General features: G+C 60.0%; 19 protein-coding genes. 8 read left to right on the top strand and 11 right to left on the bottom strand.

Annotated elements, in window-relative coordinates:
- The first annotated feature begins 1 nt into the window (after nt 1).
- From OHL21_RS07155 to OHL21_RS07140, 4 genes are all read left to right on the top strand, one after another.
- The gene (locus OHL21_RS07155) at nt 2-1432 is read left to right on the top strand and encodes a sodium:solute symporter family protein (protein WP_263416592.1); all 1431 of its coding nucleotides are present in this window, start codon (nt 2-4) and stop codon (nt 1430-1432) included.
- Nucleotides 1433-1532: 100 nt separating this feature from the next.
- Entirely contained in the window at nt 1533-1859 is a 327-nt protein-coding gene (locus OHL21_RS07150) for a hypothetical protein (protein WP_263416569.1), read from the top strand.
- Nucleotides 1860-1877: 18 nt separating this feature from the next.
- A complete protein-coding gene (locus OHL21_RS07145; RefSeq protein WP_263416568.1) occupies nt 1878-2336 on the top strand; it encodes a DUF1440 domain-containing protein in 459 nt (152 codons plus the stop codon).
- Between the two features lies 1 nt (nt 2337).
- Nucleotides 2338-2634 (top strand): DUF503 domain-containing protein, encoded by a 297-nt coding sequence (locus tag OHL21_RS07140; protein ID WP_263416567.1) that lies wholly within the window; start codon nt 2338-2340, stop codon nt 2632-2634.
- A 242-nt stretch (nt 2635-2876) separates the two neighbouring features.
- On the opposite strand, the gene OHL21_RS07135 is transcribed toward OHL21_RS07140, so the two are convergent.
- From OHL21_RS07135 to OHL21_RS07115, 5 genes are all read right to left on the bottom strand, one after another.
- Entirely contained in the window at nt 2877-3362 is a 486-nt protein-coding gene (locus tag OHL21_RS07135) for a Rid family hydrolase (RefSeq protein WP_263416566.1), read from the bottom strand.
- Nucleotides 3363-3430: 68 nt separating this feature from the next.
- Nucleotides 3431-5023 (bottom strand): flavin monoamine oxidase family protein, encoded by a 1593-nt coding sequence (locus OHL21_RS07130; protein ID WP_263416565.1) that lies wholly within the window; start codon nt 5021-5023, stop codon nt 3431-3433.
- A 201-nt stretch (nt 5024-5224) separates the two neighbouring features.
- Complete coding sequence (locus tag OHL21_RS07125) at nt 5225-5599, bottom strand: four helix bundle protein (protein WP_263416564.1); 375 nt, start codon at nt 5597-5599, stop codon at nt 5225-5227.
- A 41-nt stretch (nt 5600-5640) separates the two neighbouring features.
- The gene (locus OHL21_RS07120) at nt 5641-6546 is read right to left on the bottom strand and encodes an Fpg/Nei family DNA glycosylase (RefSeq protein ID WP_263416563.1); all 906 of its coding nucleotides are present in this window, start codon (nt 6544-6546) and stop codon (nt 5641-5643) included.
- Between the two features lie 18 nt (nt 6547-6564).
- Complete coding sequence (locus OHL21_RS07115) at nt 6565-11241, bottom strand: DEAD/DEAH box helicase (RefSeq protein ID WP_263416562.1); 4677 nt, start codon at nt 11239-11241, stop codon at nt 6565-6567.
- Nucleotides 11242-11454: 213 nt separating this feature from the next.
- On the opposite strand from OHL21_RS07115, the gene cdd reads away from it, so the two are divergent.
- The 3 genes from cdd to OHL21_RS07100 all read left to right on the top strand — a co-directional run bounded on the left by cdd (nt 11455) and on the right by OHL21_RS07100 (nt 14696).
- On the top strand, nt 11455-11895 hold the full coding sequence (gene cdd, locus OHL21_RS07110; protein ID WP_263416561.1) for a cytidine deaminase: 441 nt from the start codon (nt 11455-11457) through the stop codon (nt 11893-11895).
- Between the two features lie 165 nt (nt 11896-12060).
- Entirely contained in the window at nt 12061-13401 is a 1341-nt protein-coding gene (locus tag OHL21_RS07105) for a thymidine phosphorylase (protein WP_263416560.1), read from the top strand.
- A 65-nt stretch (nt 13402-13466) separates the two neighbouring features.
- On the top strand, nt 13467-14696 hold the full coding sequence (locus tag OHL21_RS07100; protein ID WP_263416559.1) for a NupC/NupG family nucleoside CNT transporter: 1230 nt from the start codon (nt 13467-13469) through the stop codon (nt 14694-14696).
- Between the two features lie 132 nt (nt 14697-14828).
- Here OHL21_RS07100 and OHL21_RS07095 read toward each other — a convergent pair whose 3' ends face one another.
- Both OHL21_RS07095 and OHL21_RS07090 read right to left on the bottom strand, forming a co-directional pair.
- Nucleotides 14829-15293 (bottom strand): CcdC family protein, encoded by a 465-nt coding sequence (locus OHL21_RS07095; protein ID WP_263416558.1) that lies wholly within the window; start codon nt 15291-15293, stop codon nt 14829-14831.
- A 96-nt stretch (nt 15294-15389) separates the two neighbouring features.
- Nucleotides 15390-16685, bottom strand: coding sequence for a glycerate kinase type-2 family protein (locus OHL21_RS07090; protein ID WP_263416557.1), 1296 nt, complete (start codon nt 16683-16685; stop codon nt 15390-15392).
- A 375-nt stretch (nt 16686-17060) separates the two neighbouring features.
- On the opposite strand from OHL21_RS07090, the gene OHL21_RS07085 reads away from it, so the two are divergent.
- Nucleotides 17061-17618: a PCC domain-containing protein gene (locus OHL21_RS07085; protein WP_263416556.1), complete on the top strand. Its 558-nt coding sequence runs from the start codon at nt 17061-17063 to the stop codon at nt 17616-17618.
- Here the strand turns inward: OHL21_RS07085 and OHL21_RS07080 are convergent.
- The 4 genes from OHL21_RS07080 to OHL21_RS07065 form a co-directional block, all read right to left on the bottom strand.
- Nucleotides 17608-18609, bottom strand: a complete 1002-nt coding sequence (locus tag OHL21_RS07080) for an LLM class flavin-dependent oxidoreductase (protein ID WP_263416555.1) — start codon at nt 18607-18609, stop codon at nt 17608-17610. The genes OHL21_RS07085 and OHL21_RS07080 overlap by 11 nt on opposite strands.
- Nucleotides 18610-18844: 235 nt before the next feature.
- Nucleotides 18845-20083, bottom strand: coding sequence for a spinster family MFS transporter (locus OHL21_RS07075; protein WP_263416554.1), 1239 nt, complete (start codon nt 20081-20083; stop codon nt 18845-18847).
- Between the two features lie 62 nt (nt 20084-20145).
- Nucleotides 20146-20547 (bottom strand): preQ(1) synthase, encoded by a 402-nt coding sequence (queF, locus tag OHL21_RS07070; protein WP_263416553.1) that lies wholly within the window; start codon nt 20545-20547, stop codon nt 20146-20148.
- Nucleotides 20548-20727: 180 nt separating this feature from the next.
- On the bottom strand, nt 20728-21903 hold the full coding sequence (locus OHL21_RS07065) for a M48 family metalloprotease (protein WP_263416552.1): 1176 nt from the start codon (nt 21901-21903) through the stop codon (nt 20728-20730).
- Nucleotides 21904-22307 lie beyond the last annotated feature (404 nt).

Genomic DNA, 22307 nt, shown 5'->3' with positions numbered 1-22307 from the left:
TATGAACCTGTACGCCATCGTCCTGAGCATTATCGTCGCGACCTTGTTAACCGTCTCTTTCACTCGGCTTTCCAAGGTGAAGACAAAGGCGGACTACCTGGTTGCAGGCCGTTCCCTTCCCGCCTTCGTTCTGGTTTTCACTCTGCTCTCGTCGTGGATCGGCTCAGGTTCCCTTCTTGGCGGCGCGGAGAATGCCTACAAGCACGGCTTTGTTGCCCTGTGGCAGGGCGGTGGGGGATGGGCAGGGCTGCTGCTGATCTACTTCATCGCTCCCCGCGCACGAAAGTTCGCGCAGTTCACCATTCCCGACCTTCTGGAGGCACGCTACAACCAGACGGCCCGCGTGCTGGGAGTGATCGCGATCCTGTTCGCCTTTACCGCCATTACCAGCTACCAGTTCATTGGCGGCGGCGACATTCTCTCGCTTATCTTTCCCGGCGTCATCTCGCCAATGCTGGGCCGGTACATCATTGCCGCGTTCGTGATCTTCTTCACCGCGATTGCGGGCATGTCTTCGGTGGCTTACACCGATCTGGTCATTGGCTTGCTTGCAACCTTCTCACTGGTGATCTCCTTCCCGCTTCTGGTCCATGCGGCAGGCGGATGGGGCGCCGTGCATGCGGCGCTGCCGGCGAGCTACTTCACGCCTCTGGGAGATTTTTCTCTGATCCAGGCGCTGGAGATCTTTCTGCCGACCTGTCTGCTGATGCTGGGCAACCAGTCGATGTATCAGAAGTTCTTTTCGGCCAAGAGTGAGAAGGATGCCAGGGTTGCAGTGGTGGGCTGGATCATCGGCACCGTCATCCTTGAGACGGTGATCGTGGCGCTGGCAATCGTGGGGAATGTCCTGGCGAAGCAGAACGGTTCTCAGCCCTATCCGCGCGAGATTCTGGCCTTTACTGCCCTGCACTCATTGCCGAGTCTGCTGGGGGCGGTGATGATGGGCGCGATCTTTGCCAAGGTGATCTCCACGGCAAACAGCTTTCTGTTCTCCCCCGCCACTAACCTGATCAATGACATCTATGTACGCTATCTTTCTCCGGATGCGTCTGATAAGAAAGTGTTGATTGTCTCGCGGCTGACGGTAGTTTTGCTGGGCGGATGGGCTCTTTGGCAGGCGGTAGGAATAACCAGCGTCCTGGCCAAGACACTTTATGCCTATACCATTTACTCAGCGGCGCTGACGCCGGTGATTCTGGCGGCATTTTTCTGGCAGCGTGCGACCGGTGCCGCGGCCGTCGCATCCATTGCAGCGGGTACAGTCGTGACCGTCTCGTGGGATACGGCCTGGGTGAAACATCTGCTTCCACAGGCCATTGCGGCACGGGATGCAATTTTTCCTGCATTACTGGTTTCACTCCTGTGCCTGATCGTTGTAAGCTACCTGACGCCGCCACCGGATAAGGAACACTTAGCCCGGTTATCGGCCTAAAATTTTCGTGTGGGAGTCACATCCCGTATTGTTTTCTCAGCGTCTATTCGTGCATTCACAAAACGAACCCGAACCTAACCCCATCCCAAAAGGACGAATCATGGAACTGAACGAAAACCTCCTGATGCAACCCGCCACCCACGACTTCGTACCCGAAGGCCTGCTGGCCCTCAACGCCGCCGAGATGTGGCTGGCCTCCCCTGTGAGCGATGACGATGAGGATGAGGATTACGACGACGAGGATGAGGACGACGCCGACGACGAGGATGGCGATTACGAGGACGAAGAAGACGAAGACTTCGACGACGAAGAAGATGAAGACGACGAAGACGAGGACGAGTACGACGAGGACGCCGAGGACGAGCCCGAGTACGAGGACTACGACGACGATGATGAGGATGAAGAGGACGACGACGACTACGAATAGAGCATCCAACGAATTGCCATGTCGAACGCAAAACCGAATCTACTGAAGGGCCTGCTGGCGGGTGTCGCCGCAGGCCTTGTCGCTACCGCTGCCAAGGGCCTCGTCGAGAAGTTCTATCCCCCGCACACGCATGGCGAATTGGAGCCGTCGGAGATTCTGACGGAGAAGCTTGCCGGCCACCTCCCCCCTTCCACCAAAGCCGCTGCGGCACAGACGATCCACTGGGGCTTCGGCGCAGCGGCCGGCGGAGCCTACGGAATGCTCGCGGAGCTCTACCCTGCTGCCACAGCGCGTAACGGAGCACAGTTTGGTGTCGTGCTCGCCACCCTGACGCATGAAAGCGTATATCCGAAGCTGGGTCTGGCAGCCGAGCCGAAAGATCAGGATGTGCGCGAGCGGAGCAGCGAGATGATCTCCCACGTTGTGTACGGCGTAGTGACAGAGACGGTACGTTCCGTGATACGCCGCGTTCTCTAAGATGCCTATTGGCCGCCTGACGATCGAGCTTCACATCGAACATGCGCAGTCCCTGAAAGACCGCCGCCAGGCCGTGCGCTCGCTCAAAGACAAATTGCGCCACGGCTTCAATATTTCCGTCGCAGAAATGGACGATGCCAGCCTGTGGAACCGCGCGACCATCGGCGTCGTTGCGATCTCAGCTTCGCGCGATTACGTGCTTGGCCTGTTGCAGCAGGTGGAAGACGCGGCACACCGGTTAGCGCCGGGGTTAGGTGCTGAGATTTTGGATGCGTCGGCGGATTTGATGGAGGAGTAGGTGTTGATTTCCGAAGTGCGTCCACCAAATTGTATGAACGGAAAGGGTGGGAGCGGGTTTCAGCGCTGACTGAAGATCTGGAATGAATGGGCTTCAACCCTGGGTCGTTTCCGAGAATCGAAAAACTAAGGCCCAGGGCTAAAAGCCCATTTCGTTTTAGCTGAGAAACCGTGGGCTGAAGCCCACGGCTCCACTACTTCGAGCTTCGCTCGAAGTACTAGCCCACACCTCTTGTACGAAATTTACTTCTTGCTCTTCACAGCGATGACTTCAATCTCCAGAGCAGCGCCAGGAGCGACCAGGGCCGCCACCTGCACGGCCGAGCGAGCCGGTTTGTTCGGCTGATCTTTGGTTCCGAAGTACTTTACGAACTCAGAGTTCATCGCGGCAAACTCCAGCTTGCCGGTCTTGGGATCGGCAGCCAGGAAGACGGTCGCCTTCACCACATCGCCCATAGTCAGGCCCTGGGCCTTCAACTGCGCATCGATCTTGGCCAGCACTGACGCAGCCTGCGTTTTGGTGTCGCCGTAGTCGGCCGGAGTGCCCTTGGCCGGGTCGGCCGGAGTGACGGGCGAAGGAAGCTGCCCGGACAGATAGTAGGTGTCGCCGGCCCAGACGCCGGTGGCGATGAAGCCCTTGTCGTCCTGGATGTGCTTGACTGTGGTCTGCGCGTGGGCGGTGGTGGCGGCAGCGGCGGCCAGGGCGAGAGCGAGGATGGTCTTCTTCATGCGAGGTCTCCTGAAAATTCGTTCACAAGGAAAACGGGGCGAGCCTGACTGGCCCGCCCCTGGTTATCTTAGGCGCTTACCGTGTCGGAGTGCTTTCCGCCGAGGCGGGCTGCCTTCACGTGATCGCTGATCATCTGGATGGCACGGCGTCCGCTTCCGGCGGCGCCCTCCTGCCAACCCACGACGTGCGAAGTGTGGTCACCGGCGAAATAGATGGGACCATCATTCTGCGTGATGGTGGCGTAGTCGGCCTTGGTGATGGCGCCGATCCACGAACCCTCGTTCCACTTCACGTGCTTCCAGCCACAGAAGACGGGCTTGGAGAGCAGCTTGCCGTAGCCGGGGTGCATCTTTTCGATGGACTGACGCGAGGCAGCAAACTTCTCCTCCATCGACAGCTTGTTGAAGCCGTCGATCGCCTCGTCCTGGTAGCCGGCACAGATCATGCTTGGGCCCTCGGCGAAGAGATTGTTCGAGGGATACCAGATGGGCTGCGGTCCCTTAGCAAGGAAGCTGAGGCCGCCGTAGATGTTGAAGTCCTTCTCCCAGAAGCGGGTCGAGGCTTCCCACGGCACCTTGTAGGAACCACGGTAGGAGTCAGCAGCGCGAGAGACCGTGGCCTTCACCTCGGGCGACAGGTCCGCCTTGATCTTGTTCAGGATCGTCAGCGGCATGGCGCAGACGCAGTAATCGGCCTGGATGGTGTGCTGCACGCCTGCCTTCTCGTAGACAACCTTCACACCCTTGTCGGTCTTGGTGATCTCGGTGACCGGACAGTTGAAGTTGACGATGGGGCCGAGCGACTTGGCCAAGGCATTCGAGATCTGCTGCATGCCGTTGACCGGCTGCATCATGGTCGCCTGCCAGTCCCACTGCTCTTCGTACAGCTCAGCGTTCCAGAAGTTGCCATCGAGAAGCGCGTGCATCGGGATGGGCTCGCGGTTGACGATCATCTCCTGCGGGCCGGCGCCGGGGTACTGGGTAACATCGGCACGGTCAGAACCGGTGTACTTGTTCTTGCCGTCCAGCGGTCCCCACAGGTGCATGATGTCGGCCAGGCGCTCGCGGTCCTGCTTGGTGAGCTCGGAGTCGAGAGCTCCGCCGTTCAGAGCCTTGGTCAACAGCTCAGCAACTTCGCCGCGGGTATCGTTGATGACCTTGCGCTGGGTGTAGGGCTTGCCGCCGTTGACCTTGTCGTTCTGCAGTAGCGTGGAGCGGGAGGTGTTGACGCAGACCTCCATCGGCACCTTGAGCTCGCGCACATAGTGCAGGATGGTGCCGTGCACGGAGGGGATACGGGCGGGACCCATGTTCCAGTACAGGCCGGGAGCCCAGGTGATGTTCTGCTTGGTGCCGTCGACAAACTCAAGAACGTCTCCGCCGCGGGCCGAATAGGCACGGCCGCCGGGACGATGGCGGGCTTCCAGAACGGTGACGTTGTACCCGAGTTTACGGGCCTCGTAGGCGGTCACCAAACCGGCGACGCCTCCGCCGAGGACGACGATGCTGACACCTTTCCCTGCACCGGTTGTGGCCTTAACCTGCTCAGCCTCAACTTCTTTCATCGGCATCAGGCCGAGAGCTTGCATGGTGACAACTGCAGCGCTGAAACCGCCAGCCTGCCCTACGCGCGTAAGGAAATCGCGCCGTGTAATACCCATGGGAAAAACACTCCTTTAGTTGCGACTGACCTTGGAGATGAAGCTGGTCCCCACGCAGATGGACGAATCCCCCGACGCGGAAAACCAAGAACTGTAGCCCGATGGTTCCTATCCTATAGCAGGGAAGAATGATTGAATGATTGAATAATTGAATCAGCAAGCCCGGAGGGCTTGCAGTTGCTAGTTGCTGGTTCCTGGTTGCTAGTTCTTCGAGCATGGTGTATTCAACAGATAAGCTTCCAAGGCAGTCAACATCTTTCCTATCTCACTCGAAAGAAGCGCCGATCCCTTTCGCATCTCTGGATCCCCAAAACCAAGCCGCTCGGCGAGGATGAGTTGTGTATTCAGTTCATCATTTGAACCTCGAGCGATCACAATAAACTGGCGGAAATCTTTCCTAGTCGTTCGTCCGGAGCCTTCAGCAATATTTGATGGGATAGAGACGCTCGCTCGACGCATCTGAGCCGAAAGCCCAAAGACTTCTTCGCGCGGAAAGGTTTTCGTTAGCTTGTAAATAAGCTCGGCCAAATCGATGCTGCGTTGCCAGACCTTTAGGTCTCGATAAGATGTCGGCATTCCGGGATTGTATCCGGCAACTAGCAACCAGGAACCAGCAACTAGCAACTGCTTTTGCGGCTTCGCCGCAAAAGCGCCCACCCTTCCGGAGCTGCCCCGCTTCCCTTCCATGGCTGGCAGTTCGGGCACCAGTAGGTCGGCCTTGCCTGCGTACCTTGTTTGCGCGAGAGGATGGTTGTGCCGCAGCGGCGGCAGGGTTCTCCGGCTCGGCCGTAGACCCAGAGGCGCTCTTCGCGGTCGATGCGGCGGGTGGTACGGCGGGGGCCGGTATAGGTAACGATGCTGCCGCTGGTGCCTTCCTGCACATTTGCCTGCATGTAGCGCTGAGCGTGATCGGCAAGGTGCAGCATCTCCTCGTCAGTGAGCGTACTCATCCTGCGGAAGGGATGTACCTGCGCGGTGAAGCACACCTCTGACTTGTAGACATTGCCGAGACCCGCCATCACCTGTTGGTTCAGGAGAACGACTGCTATCTCGTCTTCCGGGTGTGAGGCGGCTCGTGCTTTGAGACGCTCCAGACCGGTCTGTGGTGTGAAGCTGGCGTCAAGCACATCCGGGCCAAGTTTCGGTAGCACTGTGTGCCGCGCAAGCGAACGTGCGGTGTGGAACTCAGCGACAGGGACATTGAAGGCCACCGCATCGAACCCATCCACTCCGAGAATGAGACGCATGTCCCTGCGAGGACGCCACCAGCGTTCTCCGGTTCTATAGATGTGCCAGGAGCCGTTCATCATCATGTGTGTGAGCAGAACCAGATCGCCGGAGAGATAGATCAACAGCCACTTGCCGCGCGCCTCCACCTTTTCTACGGTGCGGCCGGTGATGGGCGTATCGTCATGGACACGCTGCAAGAGCGCCAGGGCCGTCTCAAAGCGCGTGACCGTCTTGCCGGTCAGCGCTTTGGTTAGAGCTCGTGCAGCACGGAAGATGGTATCGCCTTCAGGCATACAGTCAGAGATCCAAACTCAGGTGAATTGCTGAACGGGAGCGAGCTGCTTTCTCAAATTGAAGCCCATCGGTGCAGCGATGAATCCTGCTTCCAGCAAAGCCTTTGCCATTGGGCTCTCGGCCACTGGAATGCCATTGACCGTCGCGATCAGCATGCCTGCACGCGAGCGCTGTTCATCGCCCTCTTCTTTACGGCCAACAACCTGGGCGAAGAATTGCGCGAGAGATCGAGCCATCTGTGTGCGCGCGGGTTCTTCTTCCGGAAGAAAGACCTGTACGTTTGGATTGCCGCGGCGAAGGTAGGCCGCCAGCGCTCCATCGCAAAGGACCACGCGGCCACCGACGGAACGTGTCAGAGTACTTGACGCATCAGGAGCCGCAGGCCAGCGCAGCAATGAGCCGTAGGGATTGGCCGGATCTGTGGCGGCCAGCAGCAGCATCTCCGGTTCGTCCTGCTGCACTTTGTTACGCAGGGTTCGTAGTAGATCCAAGCCAGCCGGCAATGCGAACTGCACCGCCCCCAGATCGGCAGCGAAGTAGCCGCGGCGGATTCTGCCGGACTCCTCCATTGCCTTCAATACGTCATAGATTGCCGAGAAACCTCCGGGCAGATTCTCCGCATGCGCTGTCTCGCGAAAGACGATGCCGTATCGCGCGAGAAGCTGCTGCGCCATGGCATGCGACCACTGCGTGGCACGCTCTGCCGGATCGGCAAAAGCAACCGCATTCAACGCCCATCGCCCCTGCCCTGTTGGAGGTGTTGTCCGTCGCGAACGGAAACCAGAAGCAGCCTGCTGATTATGAATGCGGCGTGCGGGCACGCGCGAGGTCGTCGGTCGGTCGCTGTATGCACGCAGCGCATGCAGCGAATCGTTCGTTACCAGTCCCTTCCAGACTAACGACCATAATGCATCGAGAAGATCACCGGGATATCCTCCTCCGGTCCCTTCCAGCAGTTGCGCGAAGAAGGTCGCTCCGCGCTGCTGCAGATATTCCACGACCTGCAGTTCCTTGCCCGCTGTTTCCGGCATGGGTCGTGGCGTCCACAGCAGCGGCAGCTTGTCGGCGAGGTACAGTCCGACGCGCCCGTCTCGTTCTCCTAACGGTTCGAGACCGGTCCAGATCACCTCGCCCGCTGCGATCAGCGTATCGAGATCGGCAGGCTTGTACGTCGCGATGCGTGCGGGCAGAATCTCACTCTCCAGCAGCGATGCAGGAACAGGCGAGCCCTGCAGATTTTCGACCGCGTCCAGCACAGCATCGAGACCGCGACGCGGTGTGACTACTCCCTGCCAATTGGTGAAGAAGCGCGCCAACACCCGTTGCTCTACTGGCTCCACTTCCTTGCGCAGCTTCGCCAGCGATTTACGGCGGATGGTGCGCAGCACCTCGACATCGCACCACTCACGATGTGATCCCTCGGGCCGGAAACCGCCCTCCACAACACGCCCGGTCTGCACCAGCCGCTGGAGTGTCGCTTCGACCTGCGGCGCCGGCAAAGCGAATCGCCGTGCCGCTTCCGCAGTCGTGAAGGGTCCATGTGTGCGGGCATAGCGGCGGACCAGATCCGTCAGTGCATCCTGCGTCTTCTCTAAGAACGCCGCGGGGAGTCCCGGCGGTAATGGAATGCCGAGCGCATCGCGATATCGCGCCGCATCCTCCACCGCAATGAGCCGCTTGTCGCCGGCAATGCTGATCTCCAAAACGCGTCTGGACTTCTTCAAACGATCGACGGTCAGCGCCACTTCGGGCGAGACCACGCGCTCCAGCAGCTCTGACGGACGCAGGTCACCGAGACGCAGCAGCAGATCATGCACACCGTCGGCGTTGCGCGCGCGATATCCTTCGGCGCGGAGCTGAAGCTGCTCTTCGGTCTCTGCAATCGCAGCGCCATCCAGAAGCTCGCGAAGATCGGCATCGCCCATCAGCTCGCGAAGCTGTTCCTGGTCGATCGACAGTGCCTGTGCACGGCGCTCCGCCAGAGGCGCGTCGCCGTCGTAGATGTAATTCGCCACATAGCTGAAGAGCAGCGCCGAAGCAAAAGGTGAGGGCGTGCGTGAATCCACCGTGTGCACGCGCAGATCGCGGCGTGCGATGAGTCCGAGGATCTCTCGCAACGCGGGCAGATCGAAGACATCGCGCAGGCACTCGCGGTATGTCTCCAGCAGCATGGGAAACTCCGCATAACGCGATGCGACCGCTAGCAGATCGTAAGCCCGCTTCCGCTGCTGCCACAGAGGAGCCCGTCCATCGGCACGGCGGCGCGGCAGCAGTAATGCCCGTGCGGCGGCTTCGCGGAACTTCGCCGCAAACAACGCTGTCGCCCCAAGCTGGCGCATCACCAGTTGCACGGCCTCGTCCGGCTCCGGCAGGAGCTGCTCCACTGCAGGAGGCTCATCAGTCTCCGGAAAGCGGAGCACGAAGCCGTCCTCAGACCACATGGTCTCAACATCGCCGCCGCTGGCTGCCTTCACACGCGCGGTCGCCGCCATCGCCCAGGGCGCGTGGATGCGCGACCCGAAGGGAGTGAGCACACAGACGCGCCAGTCACCCAGCTCATCACGCACACGTTCGATGACGAGATTGCGATCGTCCGGAACAATGCGTGTCGCTATCTCCTGGTCAGCGAGATAGCGCAGTACATTCTCCGCCGCCATGGGATCAAGGTCATGTTCGCGTGTCAGCTTGGTCACCGCGGCCGGCCGCGGCATATCGCGCAACTCGCGCACAAGCTGACCGATCCTGCGGCCGAACTCCAGCGGACGCCCCGCTCCATCGCCATGCCAGAAGGGCATCTTGCCAGGTTCTCCCGGAGCAGGCGAGACCAGCACACGGTCGTGTGTGATCTCATCGATCCGCCACGTCGATGCTCCCAGGACAAAGGTGTCTCCGGTACGCGACTCGAAGACCATCTCTTCATCCAGTTCACCGACGCGGACCGGCTTGGCCCGCTCACCGGAGAGGAAGACACCGTAGAGCCCGCGATCTGGAATCGTGCCTGCATTGAGGATCGCGATGCGCTTCACACCCTCGCGCGGCAGCAGCCAGTTGGCGGTACGGTCCCAGGTCACACGCGGACGCAGTTCGGCGAACTCATCCGAGGGATATCGGCCTGCCAGCATGTCGAGTACGCCGTCAAAGCTAGTGCGCGAAAGGCCGGCAAAGTTCGCGCAGCCCCGCACCAGGTCGAAGAGAGCGTCATACCCCATTCCCGGCGACTCCTCCTGTCGGCGCGTGCGCCAGCTTTCCGCCGTCTCTGCATCCATCGGCGGCTGCGAGACGATAGCGACGATCTGCTGCGCCAGCACATCCAGCGGATTCCGCAGGAAGCGGGTCGCCTCCACATGGCCCTCATGCATGGCGCGTGTCACAGCAGCGCAGGCAACCAGATCGGCCCGGTACTTGGGAAAGATCACGCCCGACGACGGAGCACCCACGGTATGTCCGGCGCGTCCGATCCGCTGCAGGCCGCTCGCGACCGATGGCGGAGCCTCGATCTGGATCACCAGATCCACAGCTCCCATATCGATGCCAAGCTCAAGGGATGAGGTCGCCACCAGGGCTTTCAGGCGGCCTTCCTTCAACATCTCCTCGATCTCAGAACGCTGTGATGCTGCCAGGCTACCGTGATGCGCGCGCGCGATCTGTTCGCCGGCAAGATCATTGATCGCTCCAGCAAGACGCTCGGCGATGCGCCGCGCATTGACAAACAAGATGGTGGACTCGTGCTGACGGATGATCTCCAGCAGCCGTGGATGGATGGACTGCCAGATGCTGGTACGTTTTGGGCCCTGTGATGCCGGGCCACTGGGAAGGTCTTCCACCTCGCCCAGGCGGGCCATATCCTCGACCGGTACTTCGACCCGAAGCTCCAGCCGTTTACGCGCTCCAGCATTAACGATCGTTACGGGGCGGAAGCGTACGCCCGCCGCAGCTTCGTCGGGCTCATCGCCACCCGGTTGAGATTGCGTCTCTTCTACCGGCGGGCGGCTCTCTGCTCCTCCCAGGAACCGCGCCACCTCTTCCAGCGGCCGCTGCGTCGCGCTGAGGCCAATGCGCTGTAGCGGTCGCCCGCAGAGAGCCTCCAGCCGCTCCAGGGACATGGCCATGTGCGCTCCACGCTTCGTGGGAACAAGCGCATGAATCTCATCGATGATGACCGTCTCGACCGAACGCAGAGCCTCTCCCGCCTCGCTGGTCAATAGCAGATAGAGCGACTCCGGTGTCGTGATCAGAATGTCGCCGGGATGGCGGCGAAAGCGCGCCCGCTCCAGTTGGCTGGTATCGCCGGTGCGGACGGAGATGACGGGCTCATAGAACTCCGTCTCCATCTGCTGCGCTTGATTGGCGATGCCCGCCAGCGGCGAGCGCAGATTGCGCTCGACATCCACCGCAAGAGCCTTAAGCGGAGACAGATACAGGACCTTGACGCCTGTTCCCTGCTTTTCCGGTGGAGTCTGCAGCATTAGCTTATCGAGGCACCAGAGGAATGCGGTCAACGTCTTGCCGGTACCGGTCGGCGCCAGGATCAGTGTCGATTCACCACGTGCGATGGCCGGCCAGCCCTCCACCTGGGGCGGCGTTGGGCCTTCAAAGACGGCACGGAACCAGCCAGCCGTCACCGGGTGGAAGAGCTCCAGCACATCGGCTGCAGAGGTGGCGGTGCTGGAGACGTCTTTCGTCGTGCGGGCCATGCGTTGCGTCTATTAGATGCCTGCCGGGGCCTTATGGCCAGCGATGGGTTAGAGCAGTTCTCCTAACACTGTAGGTGTTGGATAAAACCGTGAATGCCGTTTTCTTCGAAGGAAAACGGCGCAAAGTGCCAAAACTCCGCTCTACACCTTTAGGAGAACTGCTCTAGCCGCCACCAAACGCGAACCTTGCCTTTGGTATGATCGTTTTCCACGATGACGACAGCCCCAAAACCACACGCCTCCGGCCTGGACCATGAACTGATTGAGCAGCTCCACACGCTCGCCCAGCGCGTTGCACGGAACTCTTACTCTCCGTACTCCAAGTTCAAGGTGGGAGCGGCGGTGCTTCTCTCCGACGGCTCCATCCATGTGGGCTGCAATGTGGAGAATGCGTCGTACCGGCTGACTTGCTGCGCTGAACAGAGCGCCATCTCCGCGGCGGTGTCACACAAGGGGCCAGGGATCAAGATCCGCGCCGTCTCCGTAACGAATCTGAACGGTGCGGCCAGCATGCCCTGTGGCGCGTGCCGCCAAACGCTGCTGGAGTTCGGTGACACTGAGACCTGGATCTTCTTCCCCGGCCTGGATGGAGTGGCTGCCTCCGCGCCGTTATCTGCCCTGATACCGTTCGGCTTCAAACTGGCACACGACTAGAGCATTTTCCCTGTTGCCGGGCATCCCGGAAGAGGAGTGCAGCGGCGTTTTCATTGCGGAAACGCCCATAGATGTGGAAACCCTGCACTACACCTACAGGAAAAATGCTCTAGCCGCCTGTGAGCCGGTATGCTGTCGTGATGCACGCGAAGGACCTGCAGCACCATGTCTGAACATCTTCATCCCATTGACATCATCCTTGCCAAGCGCGATGGCAAGGAACTGAGCGGCGAACAGATCGAAAACTTCATCGCCGACGTCGTCTCCGGTGAGGTCACTGACGCCCGCCTCGCCGCCTTCCTGATGGCCGTCTTTCAGCGCGGCCTTACCCGCACCGAACTCGCCTATCTGACCAGCGCCATGCGCTTTTCCGGGGAGGTCTTCGATGCCGCGATCTCACGCGGGACCAATGTCGACAAACACTCCACGGGTGGTATCGGAGACAAGACATCGCTTCTGCTGGCGCCCATTGCGGCCGCCGCCGGCCTGTGTGTCCCGATGATCTCGGGCCGCTCCCTGGGTCATTCCGGTGGAACCCTGGACAAACTCGAGACCATTCCCGGCTACAACACGCAGCTCACCATGGAACAGTTCGGTGAGGTCATCCGCAAGGCCGGATGCTCCATCATCGGGCAGACCGAACGCCTGGTTCCCGCCGACCGCATCCTGTACGCCATGCGCGACCACACCGGCACGGTAGAGTCACCTTACCTGATCTGCGCCAGCATTATGAGCAAGAAGCTCGCCGCTGGCCTCAATGCATTGGTACTGGATGTGAAGACCGGCTCCGGCGCCTTCATGAAGAAGGTGGAAGATGCGGAGTTTCTGGCGAGCCTTCTGGTCTCGACCGGCGAGCTTGCGGGCACCAGGACTGGAGCTCTGCTCACCACCGTCGATCAGCCGCTGGGCCGCTTCAGCGGCAACTGGGTCGAGGTGTGGGAGTGTGTCGACATTATGAAGGGGATCCGCCATCCATTCAGCGAAGATCTCATTGAGTTGACGATTGGCCTCGCCGGGCAGATGCTCTTCCTCGGCGGCAAGGCAGATTCCGCCGAAGAGGGGGAACGCCTCAGCAAAGAACTGCTCAACAACGGCAAGGCCTGGGAGCACTGGCTGCGAATGGTGGAGGCCCACGGTGGCGATGTCCGCATCTTCGATGACCCGGCGGCCTTCCATAAGCCCGCCGCAACCCGGACATTGACCGCGAAGCGCAGCGGCTACCTGGCATCGATGGATTGTACCCAGGTCGGCTGGGCGATCCAGCGGCTTGGCGCTGGGCGCGAGCGTCCTGGCGACCCGGTAAGCGCCGACGCCGGCCTGACGATGCACGCCAAACTTGGCGATTATCTGAAGGAGGGCGATCCCCTGGTGACGATCTTCGCAGCCAGTTCTTCGAAGATCGATGAACCGGCGGAGATGCTGCTCGAAACCATGGAGATCAGCGACGCGAAGCCTCAGGTGCGGCCGCTCATTCTGAAACCGATTAGCGCGGCAGATGTGAAGTAGCACTGGTGTAGCGGCGCGGGGGCCGTTACACTCCGTGTACACCGTCCATCGCTTGGAGTATTGATTTGGGTCGATTTACCGGATTGCTTGGCCTGGTGACGCTGCTTGGCGTCGCATATGTTCTATCGACCAACCGCAAAGCGATTCGCTGGCGCACCGTGGGCTGGGGCCTCGGGCTGCAATTGCTCTTCGCCTTTCTGGTCATCAAGTGGACGGTTGGTCAGCACATCCTGGCCACATGCTCTTCGTTCATCACCAGCTTCCTGGGGCATTCGGTCGATGGCTCATCGATGGTCTTTGGTCCGCTGGGCGATCCGAAAAGCCCGCTCAACATCTTCGCCTTCGCTGTGCTGCCAACGATCATCTTCGTCTCCGCTTTCTTCGCCGTGCTCTATCACCTTGGCATCATGCAGTGGGTGATCCGCGGCATGGCGTGGGTGATGCAGCGGACGATGGGAACCTCCGGCGCGGAGAGCACGAACGTTGCCGCCAGCATCTTCATGGGACAGACCGAGGCGCCACTGACCATTCGCCCATTTCTGAATGGAGCCACACGGTCGGAGTTGATGACCATCATGACCTCGGGCATGGCCCACGTCTCCGGCGGCATCATGGCTGCCTATATCTCTTTCGGCATCCACGCGAAAGACCTGCTTTCGGCAGTCATCATGACCGCGCCCGGCACCATCCTGCTCTCAAAGATGCTGGTGCCGGAGACGGAAGTCCCTGCTACTGCCGGGACGGTTCACATGCCGCCGCAGGATGGTGAGCACTCGAAAGAGAACCTGATCGGCGCGATCGCCCGCGGCACCATCGATGGCGGACAGCTCGCCTTCAATGTGGCCATCATGCTGATCAGCTTCCTGGCGCTGGTGGGGCTGGCAAACGGCATCATGAGCGGCATCGCGAAACATATTCCCTTTCCGCCTTCGCTGAATGCAGTCCTCGGGTTTCTCTGCGCTCCAGTGGCGTGGCTGATCGGAATCCCCTGGCATGAGGCCCGCACCGTGGGCGACCTGCTCGGAACCCGCGCCATTCTGAATGAGTTCATCGCCTACAAGAACCTCGGCGACCTGGCAAACGCGCACGGAATCTCCGCGCGATCGCTCTCGATTGCCACCTTTGCCCTGTGCGGATTTGCCAACTTAGGTTCCATCGGCATGCAGATCGGCGGTATCGGAGCCCTGGCCCCAAGTCGCCGCAACGATCTTGCCCGGCTAGGCCTGCGCGCCATGCTGGCCGGAACGATGGCTAACCTGGTCTCAGCCTCCATCGTCAGCATGCTGATCAGCTAGCTGTGAAGTTTCAGGACGTTGTCCCATCGTTCATCTTGCGTGTCTCTCTAGCGCCTCTAGGCCAAGATATTCCTAGGAGTGCGATTTTCTTATCCGTACCTCAACGTGGCTTGGCCAAAGTCGCCCTTGATTCTATGTTGAGAGAAGTCGCTTGTACTCGAAGAACATGGCGGTGCGCCAGGCGACGATCATGCCGAAAGCCAAAATAAAGAACAAGCCGGCGGTCTGCTGCACGGAAATGATCTTACCGACATAGTCGCGCGCCAGATAACGGATGGCGAAGAGGATCAGCACGACCAGGAAGAAGAACTTGGATCGGTGCATCATGACCGTGTCCCGCTCAAGGACCAGCCGCGAGGTGCGGATGAGCGGGTATGAGAGCACCAGGGCGCCGATGAGGAAAGCTCCGATCGCCCAGGCGAGAGGAACACGGAAGCCCGAGACGATGAACATCGAGAACCCAGTCGCCATTCCCAGAGGCGGGAAGATGATGGTCTTGAGCGTGACCGGCCGGCTTCCCTCGCGAAGCCGCCACACCAGCACACCCAACAAACCCAGCACAGCAACTACTAACGAGGAGCCTGGAGCGAATAACATCTCTTCCATTTTAACGGTGGGGACATGGCCCCGGTCGTGAGGCAGGGGGGAAAAACTGTTGTGGCTCGTCCAAATTCATCAATGCGGCGAAGTAGGCTAGTCCTCTGCCAGCAATATCCGTAGGTCACGCAGGTTATTCCCAGTTGGCCCGGTGACAATGGCGTCTCCCATGGCGGCAAAGACGGTTCCGGAGTCGAATCGCTCCAGCGCTCCGGCGGGATCCACGGCGTGTTCCCATGTTGCAGTGTCGACCACAGCTCCGGCCGCAGGGCTGTTGCCGTCCAGGCCGTCACTGCCGGCACTCAACACGGCAGTATTCGCCATGCCGTCGATGAGTTGCGCAGCATAAAGCGCGAAGTGCTGGTTGCGTCCTCCCGTACCTGCCGGTCCGCTAACGGGTACAGAAACCTCTCCCGCAGAGATCAACGCGATTCGCTTGCCCGGTTGCCGTAGACGGGCAAGCTTGTAGAGCAGATAGACTGCTGCCTTGTCATAAGCCCATTCATCGCATCCGTTGTCGACGACAGCCTCGAATCCGAGATCCCGCGCAGCGACGGCGGCTTCCGTGCAAAGCGTGGACGACGAAAGCACTTCGAGATAGAAGGCCCTGGCAAAAGCAGGATCGTTCTGCTTTGGCGTCTCCGGCAGCTCGGGACTCGCGAACAGTTCAGCGATCGCTGCAGGCAACGGTTCCGTCAAGCGGGACAGCAATACCCGGCAGTAGTTGATCGTACTCCCATCCGGAATGGTAGGCCCGGAGGCAATCACATCCAGGCGTCCCTCCGGTACATCGCTCACCAATAGGGTCACCTGCGTCGCAGCATTGGTTGCCGCAACAGCCAGGCGGCCTCCCTTGACCGCGGATACGTGCTTGCGCAATGCATTCATCTCGGCGATGTTCAGGCCCGAATGCACCAGCATGCGATGAAACGCGGCCATCTCATCCATTGAGACCTCAGGAACCAACGGCATCTCCATCATGGCGGAAGCTCCTCCGCTGATGAGCCATAACACCAGCGTCTCGTCGTCTGCTTCGCGCGCCAGCTCGAGAGCCAGCTCAGCGGCACGGCGCGAGCTCTCGTCCGGAAAGGGATGCGATCCACGCAGGAACGTAAGCTCTGCCGGAGCTCCCGAGTTTTCCGGAGCCAGCACCAGCCCGGTGAATGGCAGGTACCCCCGCAGCAAATCCGCGCTGTATGCGGCCATGGGGACTGCCGCTTTGCCGAGTGCAATGATGACGGCGCGCCGATAGTGTTCAAGTGGAAAACTGTGTTCTCCGACCTGAAGGACACCGTCGGCCCACCGCACCTTCTCCGCAAGATGCGTATCGAGCCTGGCTGCTTCGAGAGTCCGCAGATAGATCTGTCTTGCCTGTTCCTTGAGCGTCGCCACGGTTAGAGCATTTTCCCTGTAGGTGTAGTGTAGGGCTTCCGCATCTATGGGCGTTTTCCGCAATGAAAACGCCGCTGCACGCCTCTTCCGGGATACCCAGCAACAGGGAAAGTGCGATTAGAGCATTTTCCTGTAGCTGTAGTGTAGGGCTTCCGCATCTAAGGGCGTTTTCCGCAATGAAAACGCCGCTGCACTCCTCTTCCGGGAGACCCAGCAACAGGGAAATTGCGATTAGAGCATTTTCCCTGTAGGTGTAGTGTAGGGCTTCCGCCTCCTGCGCGTTTTCCGCCGCAATGAAAACGCCAGCTGCACGCTTTTCCGGGATACCCCAAAACAGGGAAAATGCTCTTGATGTATTCACGATACTCTTTCGCCATGCGACCGTTTGTGATCTCTCTGGCACTCTCCGTCTGTCTCGCTTTCACGCACGCCTATGCACAGGAGCAAACTATCCTGCCCACACGTCCCATTCCGCCGGGCAAAGCGCCTCATATGCAGGTCAAGCTGGTGAAAGATACGCCCGAAGAAAAGGTGTATGCCGTGATCTTCCTGAAGGGCGATGAAGCGCTGAGCGGTATGGTCGACTTCGCGAACAAGTACCACGCGAACGATGCCCACTTCACGGCCATCGGAGCGATCAGCAGCGCCACTCTCGGCTGGCTGGATCTCTCCCGCAAGATCTATGTCGCCGTCCCGGTGCAGGAGCAGGTCGAGGTCGTCTCCCTGACCGGAGATATTGCGACCTTTCAGGACAAGCCTGTCGTACACATGCACGCTGTCCTGAGCAAACGCAATGGCTCCACGGTCGGCGGTCACGTGTGGGAACTGAATGTTAATCCAACGCTTGAATTCTTCGTGACAGTGAACAACACACCATTGAAGAAGCGGCCGGACGATCCTTCCGGCATGAAGCTGATCGACCCTACACAGTAGGAACGGGGCGCACAGCCTCTGCCAGCAGCTCATAGCTGCGCAGACGGTCGTCGAAGTCGTAAGTGTCAGTGACTGCAATGATCTCTTTGGCGCCGGTGTCGCGGGCGAGCTTCTCGATGCCGGCGCGCACCGTCTCCGAACTACCGACAATCGCGGCGCCCAGCTTGCTCTCCACCGCAGCCTGCTCATAGTCGGCCCAGAGGCCGTCCATGGAGTCCACCGGCGGCAACAGTTCCACGGGTTGATTGCGAATCAACCGCAGGAAACGCTGTTGCGGCGTCGTAAACAGACGCTTCGCCTCCGCATCTGTCGGTGCGGCGATCACCTGTACGCCGACCATCATGTACGGCTCCTGCAATACACCCGGGCGGAACATCTCGCGATAGAGCCGAGCCGCGGCATAAAGATACTCAGGCGCGAAATGCGCCGCGAAGGCGTACGGCAGGCCGAGCATGCCGGCAAGCTGTGCGCCGAAGGCGCTGGAGCCCAGCAACAAAACGGGGACACGGCTTCCCTCGCCGGGAAACGCATGGACTACCTGATCCGGTCTGGGATCGCCAAGATATGTCCGCAGCTCTTCCAGAAGCGCAGGGAAGTCGTCGCCGGTCTGCTTCAGATCGCGGCGCAAGGCACGCATGGTGTGGAAGTCTCCACCGGGAGCACGTCCCAGACCAAGATCGATACGTCCGGGATACAGCGCCTCCAGCGTACCGAACTGTTCCGCCACTACAAGCGGCGCGTGGTTCGGAAGCATGATGCCCGCTGAACCAACACGGATCGATTTCGTCGCGCCCGCAATGTGTCCGATCAGTACGGCTGTTGCAGAGCTGGCGATGCCGGCGATGGAGTGATGCTCGGCCAGCAGAAAGCGCTGATAGCCGAGCCTTTCCACATGCTGCGCCAGAGCCACCGAACGGGCAATGCCCTCCGATGCCTCTTCTCCGGGCCGCAGCCCCACCAGGTCCAGAACGCTTAGGCGAAGTTCGCTCATGGTGATTGGATGACGTCACTCCAGTAAACGCTTCGAGCGATGTCGAAGTTATGCAGCTAAGAAGCGCTGTTATGCAGCTGAGAAACGCTGTTATGCAGCTGAGAAACGCTGTTATGCAGCTGAGAAACGCTGTTATGCAGCTGAGAAACGCTGTTATGCAGCCGAGAAACTCTGTATGCAGCCGAGAAACTCTGTATGCAGCTGAGAAACGCTGTTGTGCGGCTGTAAACGCCGGTTATGCAGCTACAGGATTCCGTTTGACGAATCGGCCGCCGGCAAGAAGGATGACTCCCGCAACGGCCAGAGCGAGAGTGGTGACGCCCATACCGAGCCGCAGGTTGGAGTGATCGCTCACCAGGCCAATCAGCAGAGGCGAGGGCATATCGCCCAGCAGATGGATGAGCAGAAGCTGTCCGGCCAATGCTGAGGCCCGGTTAGCGGCGGTCACTGCATTGACCGTGGCGGCATTGATCGGTCCGGTACCCAGAAACAGGCAGATCTCCGCCCCCGCGAGCGAGGGCAAAGTGGCCCACGATGGGCCGAAGAAGGTCAGTAAAGCAAACGGAATGGAGGCGAGACAGCCGAACGCGGAAACCAGGTACAGCGCACTGGAATTACGTTTCAGCAACCGGCTCGCGATCCAGCCGCCGGTGGCTGTGCCGACAATGCCGGTGACAGCGGTGATGGCTCCGATGGTGAATCCAGCTTGTCCCAAGGAATAGCCGTTTACCCGGTGCAAGAACGACGGCATCCACCAGGAGAGGCCGCCCATGCAGAAGGTAATAAACGCATAGCCAAAAATGGAGCTTAGATAGGCTCGGTTGGTGACCAGCGCCAGCAGGTCGGCCTTGCCGATCTTGGTCTTCTCCACCTCGCTGGCGCCGCGCTCCGGCTCGCGCATCATGAAGAGGATCATCAGCGCAAAGAGAATGCCCGGAACCGCCGAGACGTAGAACGGAGCGCGCCAACCGTAATGGCTGCCGACGGTACCTCCGATCAGATAGCCGAGCGCGGCTCCGACGGGAATGGCCAGGTTGAAGATGGTCATCACCCGGTTGCGCTCCTGCGCCGGAAAGAAGTCCGAAAGAATGGCAGGAGCAAAGATGCCAAAGCTGGCCTCTCCCAATCCCAAAGCCGCATGCCGTAGATTGAGCGCACCGAAAGTGTGGACCGTAGCCGAGAGCAGGTTCATGCTGCTCCAGAAGATTGCGCCGAAGACGACCAGCGGCTTACGCGGAAAACGGTCGCCCAGCCAACCAGTAATCGGCGCGGCGCAGATATACGCCAGCATGAACCACGTGGTCAGCGAACCAATCTCCGCGTCCGAGGCATGGAACTCGCCCTTCACCATCTCCTGCACACCAGGCAGGATGTAGCGGTCAATGTAATTGACGAAGTTCAGAGCGGTGAGAAGGATGAGGGCGGTCGTAGCCCCGGCGACACGCCTGGTCGTCAGCTTGGTGGAGGTCGTCATTCGTGAGGAGAATATCAGCTTGTAGAGATTGCCTTCTCCATAAGCGCCTTCAGCGCTTAAAGCTACTTCTTCGGCCGCGGCCAGCGGGCGGTAACAATCGTCGAGATACCACCGCGTGGGCGGAAGTCGCCCTTCACCTCAGCCCAGACCGGATCAGTGGCCTTCACCACGTCCTCCAGCACCTGGTTGCAGATGTTCTCCTGGAAGATGCCTAGGTTGCGATAGGTGAACAGATATTCCTTCAGGCTCTTCAGCTCGAGGCAGCGCTTCTTCGGCATGTAGCGAATCTGCAGCACGCCGAAATCGGGCAGACCGGTCTTGGGGCAGACGGAGGTAAACTCCGGATCATCAATCAGAATCTCGTAGGCCGGAAACTGGTTTGCCCAGGTTTCAATCTCAGGGAACTTGGTATCGAGCCCGGCGGCGGCGTGCTCGTCGGTGTAACGCGCTTGCTTCTTTGCCATTGTTTTATTTTAGTGCGGTTTGGGGACCGTGGAGCCTTCAGCCTCCGCGGGGGGGTCTCGTTGAATAGTTGAATCGTTGAATCGTTGAAAATGAAGCGCCCGCTGTTCGCGGGTTTTAGTAAAGGCAAAATGATGCCGCCCGGAGTTCCGGACGGCATCGTGTGGAGAGAGGTTTGAGGGCTACTCGCGGCGGCCGAGGGTCGGGCGATCATCGTCCGACTTGCCATTGCCGTTCGAATCCGGATCGTTGTTGCCGCCGGCGGTGCGGCGCAGGGTGGGCTTGTTGCCCTCCTTCGTGTCGTTCAGCTTCCGCTTGTTTTCGAGCCGCGCGAGGCGGGCCTTCACATCGTCGAACTCCGAGGTCGTGACCACGTAGTCCGGCTTTGCAGGCAGGATGGTGGCGATCTCGTCCTCGCTGCGCTCAATGCGATCCGGCGTCTGCGGGTGGGAGCTGAAGGCCTTGGAGATCATGCCCGGCTTGTGCTTCTGCAGGGCGTCGATCTTTTCGAAGAACTGGATGAACGCCTGCGGATCGTAGCCGGAGCGGTACATGTACTGCAGTCCGAGCCAGTCAGCCTGAGCCTCAAAGTTACGGGAGAACTGCAGGAAGGTCAGCGGCAGGGCGAGCTGACTGGCCTGGTAGATGCCGTATCCAGTCCACGTTCCCGAGGTGAAGATGATCAGCGGCACCTGGCCGATCTGCATGTAATTCATGCGGGTCATCTCACGGGCTGCGTGGTGCGCCGCCACGTGGGCGATCTCGTGGGCCATGACGCCGGCCAACTCAGCTTCCTCGTCACAGGCCAGGATCAGGCCACTGTTCACGTAGAAGAAGCCGCCCGGCAGGGCCATGGCGTTGACCTCGTCGGTATCCAGCACTTTGATGGTGAATGGAACCTTCGAATCGGAATTTTTTACGATGTTCTGGCCGATGCGGTTGATGTACTCATTGACGACCGGGTCAGTGACCAGGCGGGCGCTGCGCTCGATCTCCATGGCGTAGCCCTTGCCGTTCCGGATCTCCCAATCGGTGGAGTACCAGTTGCCCATACCGCGGCCGCCGATATCGCGGGTTCCGGCAGCCTCGACATCGTCGTCGCTGCCCTTCTTAATGTTTTTGTTCAGCTTTTCGCCCGGCTGTGGAATGGAGTCGGCCTTCTTCGCAGCCTCTTCCTTCGCCTTCTGGATCTCTTCGGGCGTGGATTTGCTGGCGTCGGTCGGCACGGGGGAGCCGGTCGGTGACTGGGGAGACTTGCTGCTGTCCTTATCGCTGGGCTGCGACTGTGCGTAGACCGTGCCTGGGACGGCCAATCCGGCCATTGCCAACGCGAGTATGGCTGTCTGTAACCGACGCATTGCGACACCTCATCCGCCGGGGGACACACCCCGGCACATTCTTAGACGTAGTATGCGCCCGCAGGGTAACAGATGGCCACTTTGGCCAGGGTCTGGAACCTTACAGACGGGTTCAAATCGGGTCCTCTGGGGATGCCCCAAACCGGTTCTCCTCTGGAATATAGCCAATGGAGCGTACACACTGGGTGCCCCATCCATCGCAACGCGATGGGTGGGGCACCCAATGTGATGGCTGGACAACGCATTGATCCACACCGATGAGGCGGGTCCTTCGCTCCGCTCAGCGACTGTCTGGATTGTCAAGGAAAGGTTGTTGGAAAAGGCGGAAAACGGTGAAGCTGTTTCCCTCTTTCCCACAACCACGGCTGCGGGCGAGTTTGGCTCAAGTAGTCACGAGGACGGGA

The sequence above is a fragment of the Terriglobus albidus genome, assembly GCF_025685425.1.
Classification (GTDB): domain Bacteria; phylum Acidobacteriota; class Terriglobia; order Terriglobales; family Acidobacteriaceae; genus Terriglobus; species Terriglobus albidus.
The sequence above is the reverse complement of the archived record's forward strand: the minus strand, read 5'-3'. Positions and strand labels throughout refer to the sequence as shown.

Bases quoted from the DNA above. Each gene is read 5' to 3' on its own strand.
- OHL21_RS07080 (WP_263416555.1), bottom strand. From the start codon at position 18,609: ATGAGCGAACTTCGCCTAAGCGTTCTGGACCTGGTGGGGCTGCGGCCC.
- OHL21_RS07120 (WP_263416563.1), bottom strand. From the start codon at position 6,546: ATGCCTGAAGGCGATACCATCTTCCGTGCTGCACGAGCTCTAACCAAA.
- OHL21_RS07085 (WP_263416556.1), top strand. From the start codon at position 17,061: ATGCGACCGTTTGTGATCTCTCTGGCACTCTCCGTCTGTCTCGCTTTC.
- OHL21_RS07075 (WP_263416554.1), bottom strand. From the start codon at position 20,083: ATGACGACCTCCACCAAGCTGACGACCAGGCGTGTCGCCGGGGCTACG.
- OHL21_RS07140 (WP_263416567.1), top strand. From the start codon at position 2,338: ATGCCTATTGGCCGCCTGACGATCGAGCTTCACATCGAACATGCGCAG.
- OHL21_RS07145 (WP_263416568.1), top strand. From the start codon at position 1,878: ATGTCGAACGCAAAACCGAATCTACTGAAGGGCCTGCTGGCGGGTGTC.
- OHL21_RS07155 (WP_263416592.1), top strand. From the start codon at position 2: ATGAACCTGTACGCCATCGTCCTGAGCATTATCGTCGCGACCTTGTTA.
- OHL21_RS07125 (WP_263416564.1), bottom strand. From the start codon at position 5,599: ATGCCGACATCTTATCGAGACCTAAAGGTCTGGCAACGCAGCATCGAT.
- OHL21_RS07115 (WP_263416562.1), bottom strand. From the start codon at position 11,241: ATGGCCCGCACGACGAAAGACGTCTCCAGCACCGCCACCTCTGCAGCC.
- OHL21_RS07130 (WP_263416565.1), bottom strand. From the start codon at position 5,023: ATGGGTATTACACGGCGCGATTTCCTTACGCGCGTAGGGCAGGCTGGC.
- OHL21_RS07150 (WP_263416569.1), top strand. From the start codon at position 1,533: ATGGAACTGAACGAAAACCTCCTGATGCAACCCGCCACCCACGACTTC.
- cdd (WP_263416561.1), top strand. From the start codon at position 11,455: ATGACGACAGCCCCAAAACCACACGCCTCCGGCCTGGACCATGAACTG.
- queF (WP_263416553.1), bottom strand. From the start codon at position 20,547: ATGGCAAAGAAGCAAGCGCGTTACACCGACGAGCACGCCGCCGCCGGG.
- OHL21_RS07065 (WP_263416552.1), bottom strand. From the start codon at position 21,903: ATGCGTCGGTTACAGACAGCCATACTCGCGTTGGCAATGGCCGGATTG.
- OHL21_RS07105 (WP_263416560.1), top strand. From the start codon at position 12,061: ATGTCTGAACATCTTCATCCCATTGACATCATCCTTGCCAAGCGCGAT.
- OHL21_RS07095 (WP_263416558.1), bottom strand. From the start codon at position 15,293: ATGTTATTCGCTCCAGGCTCCTCGTTAGTAGTTGCTGTGCTGGGTTTG.
- OHL21_RS07135 (WP_263416566.1), bottom strand. From the start codon at position 3,362: ATGAAGAAGACCATCCTCGCTCTCGCCCTGGCCGCCGCTGCCGCCACC.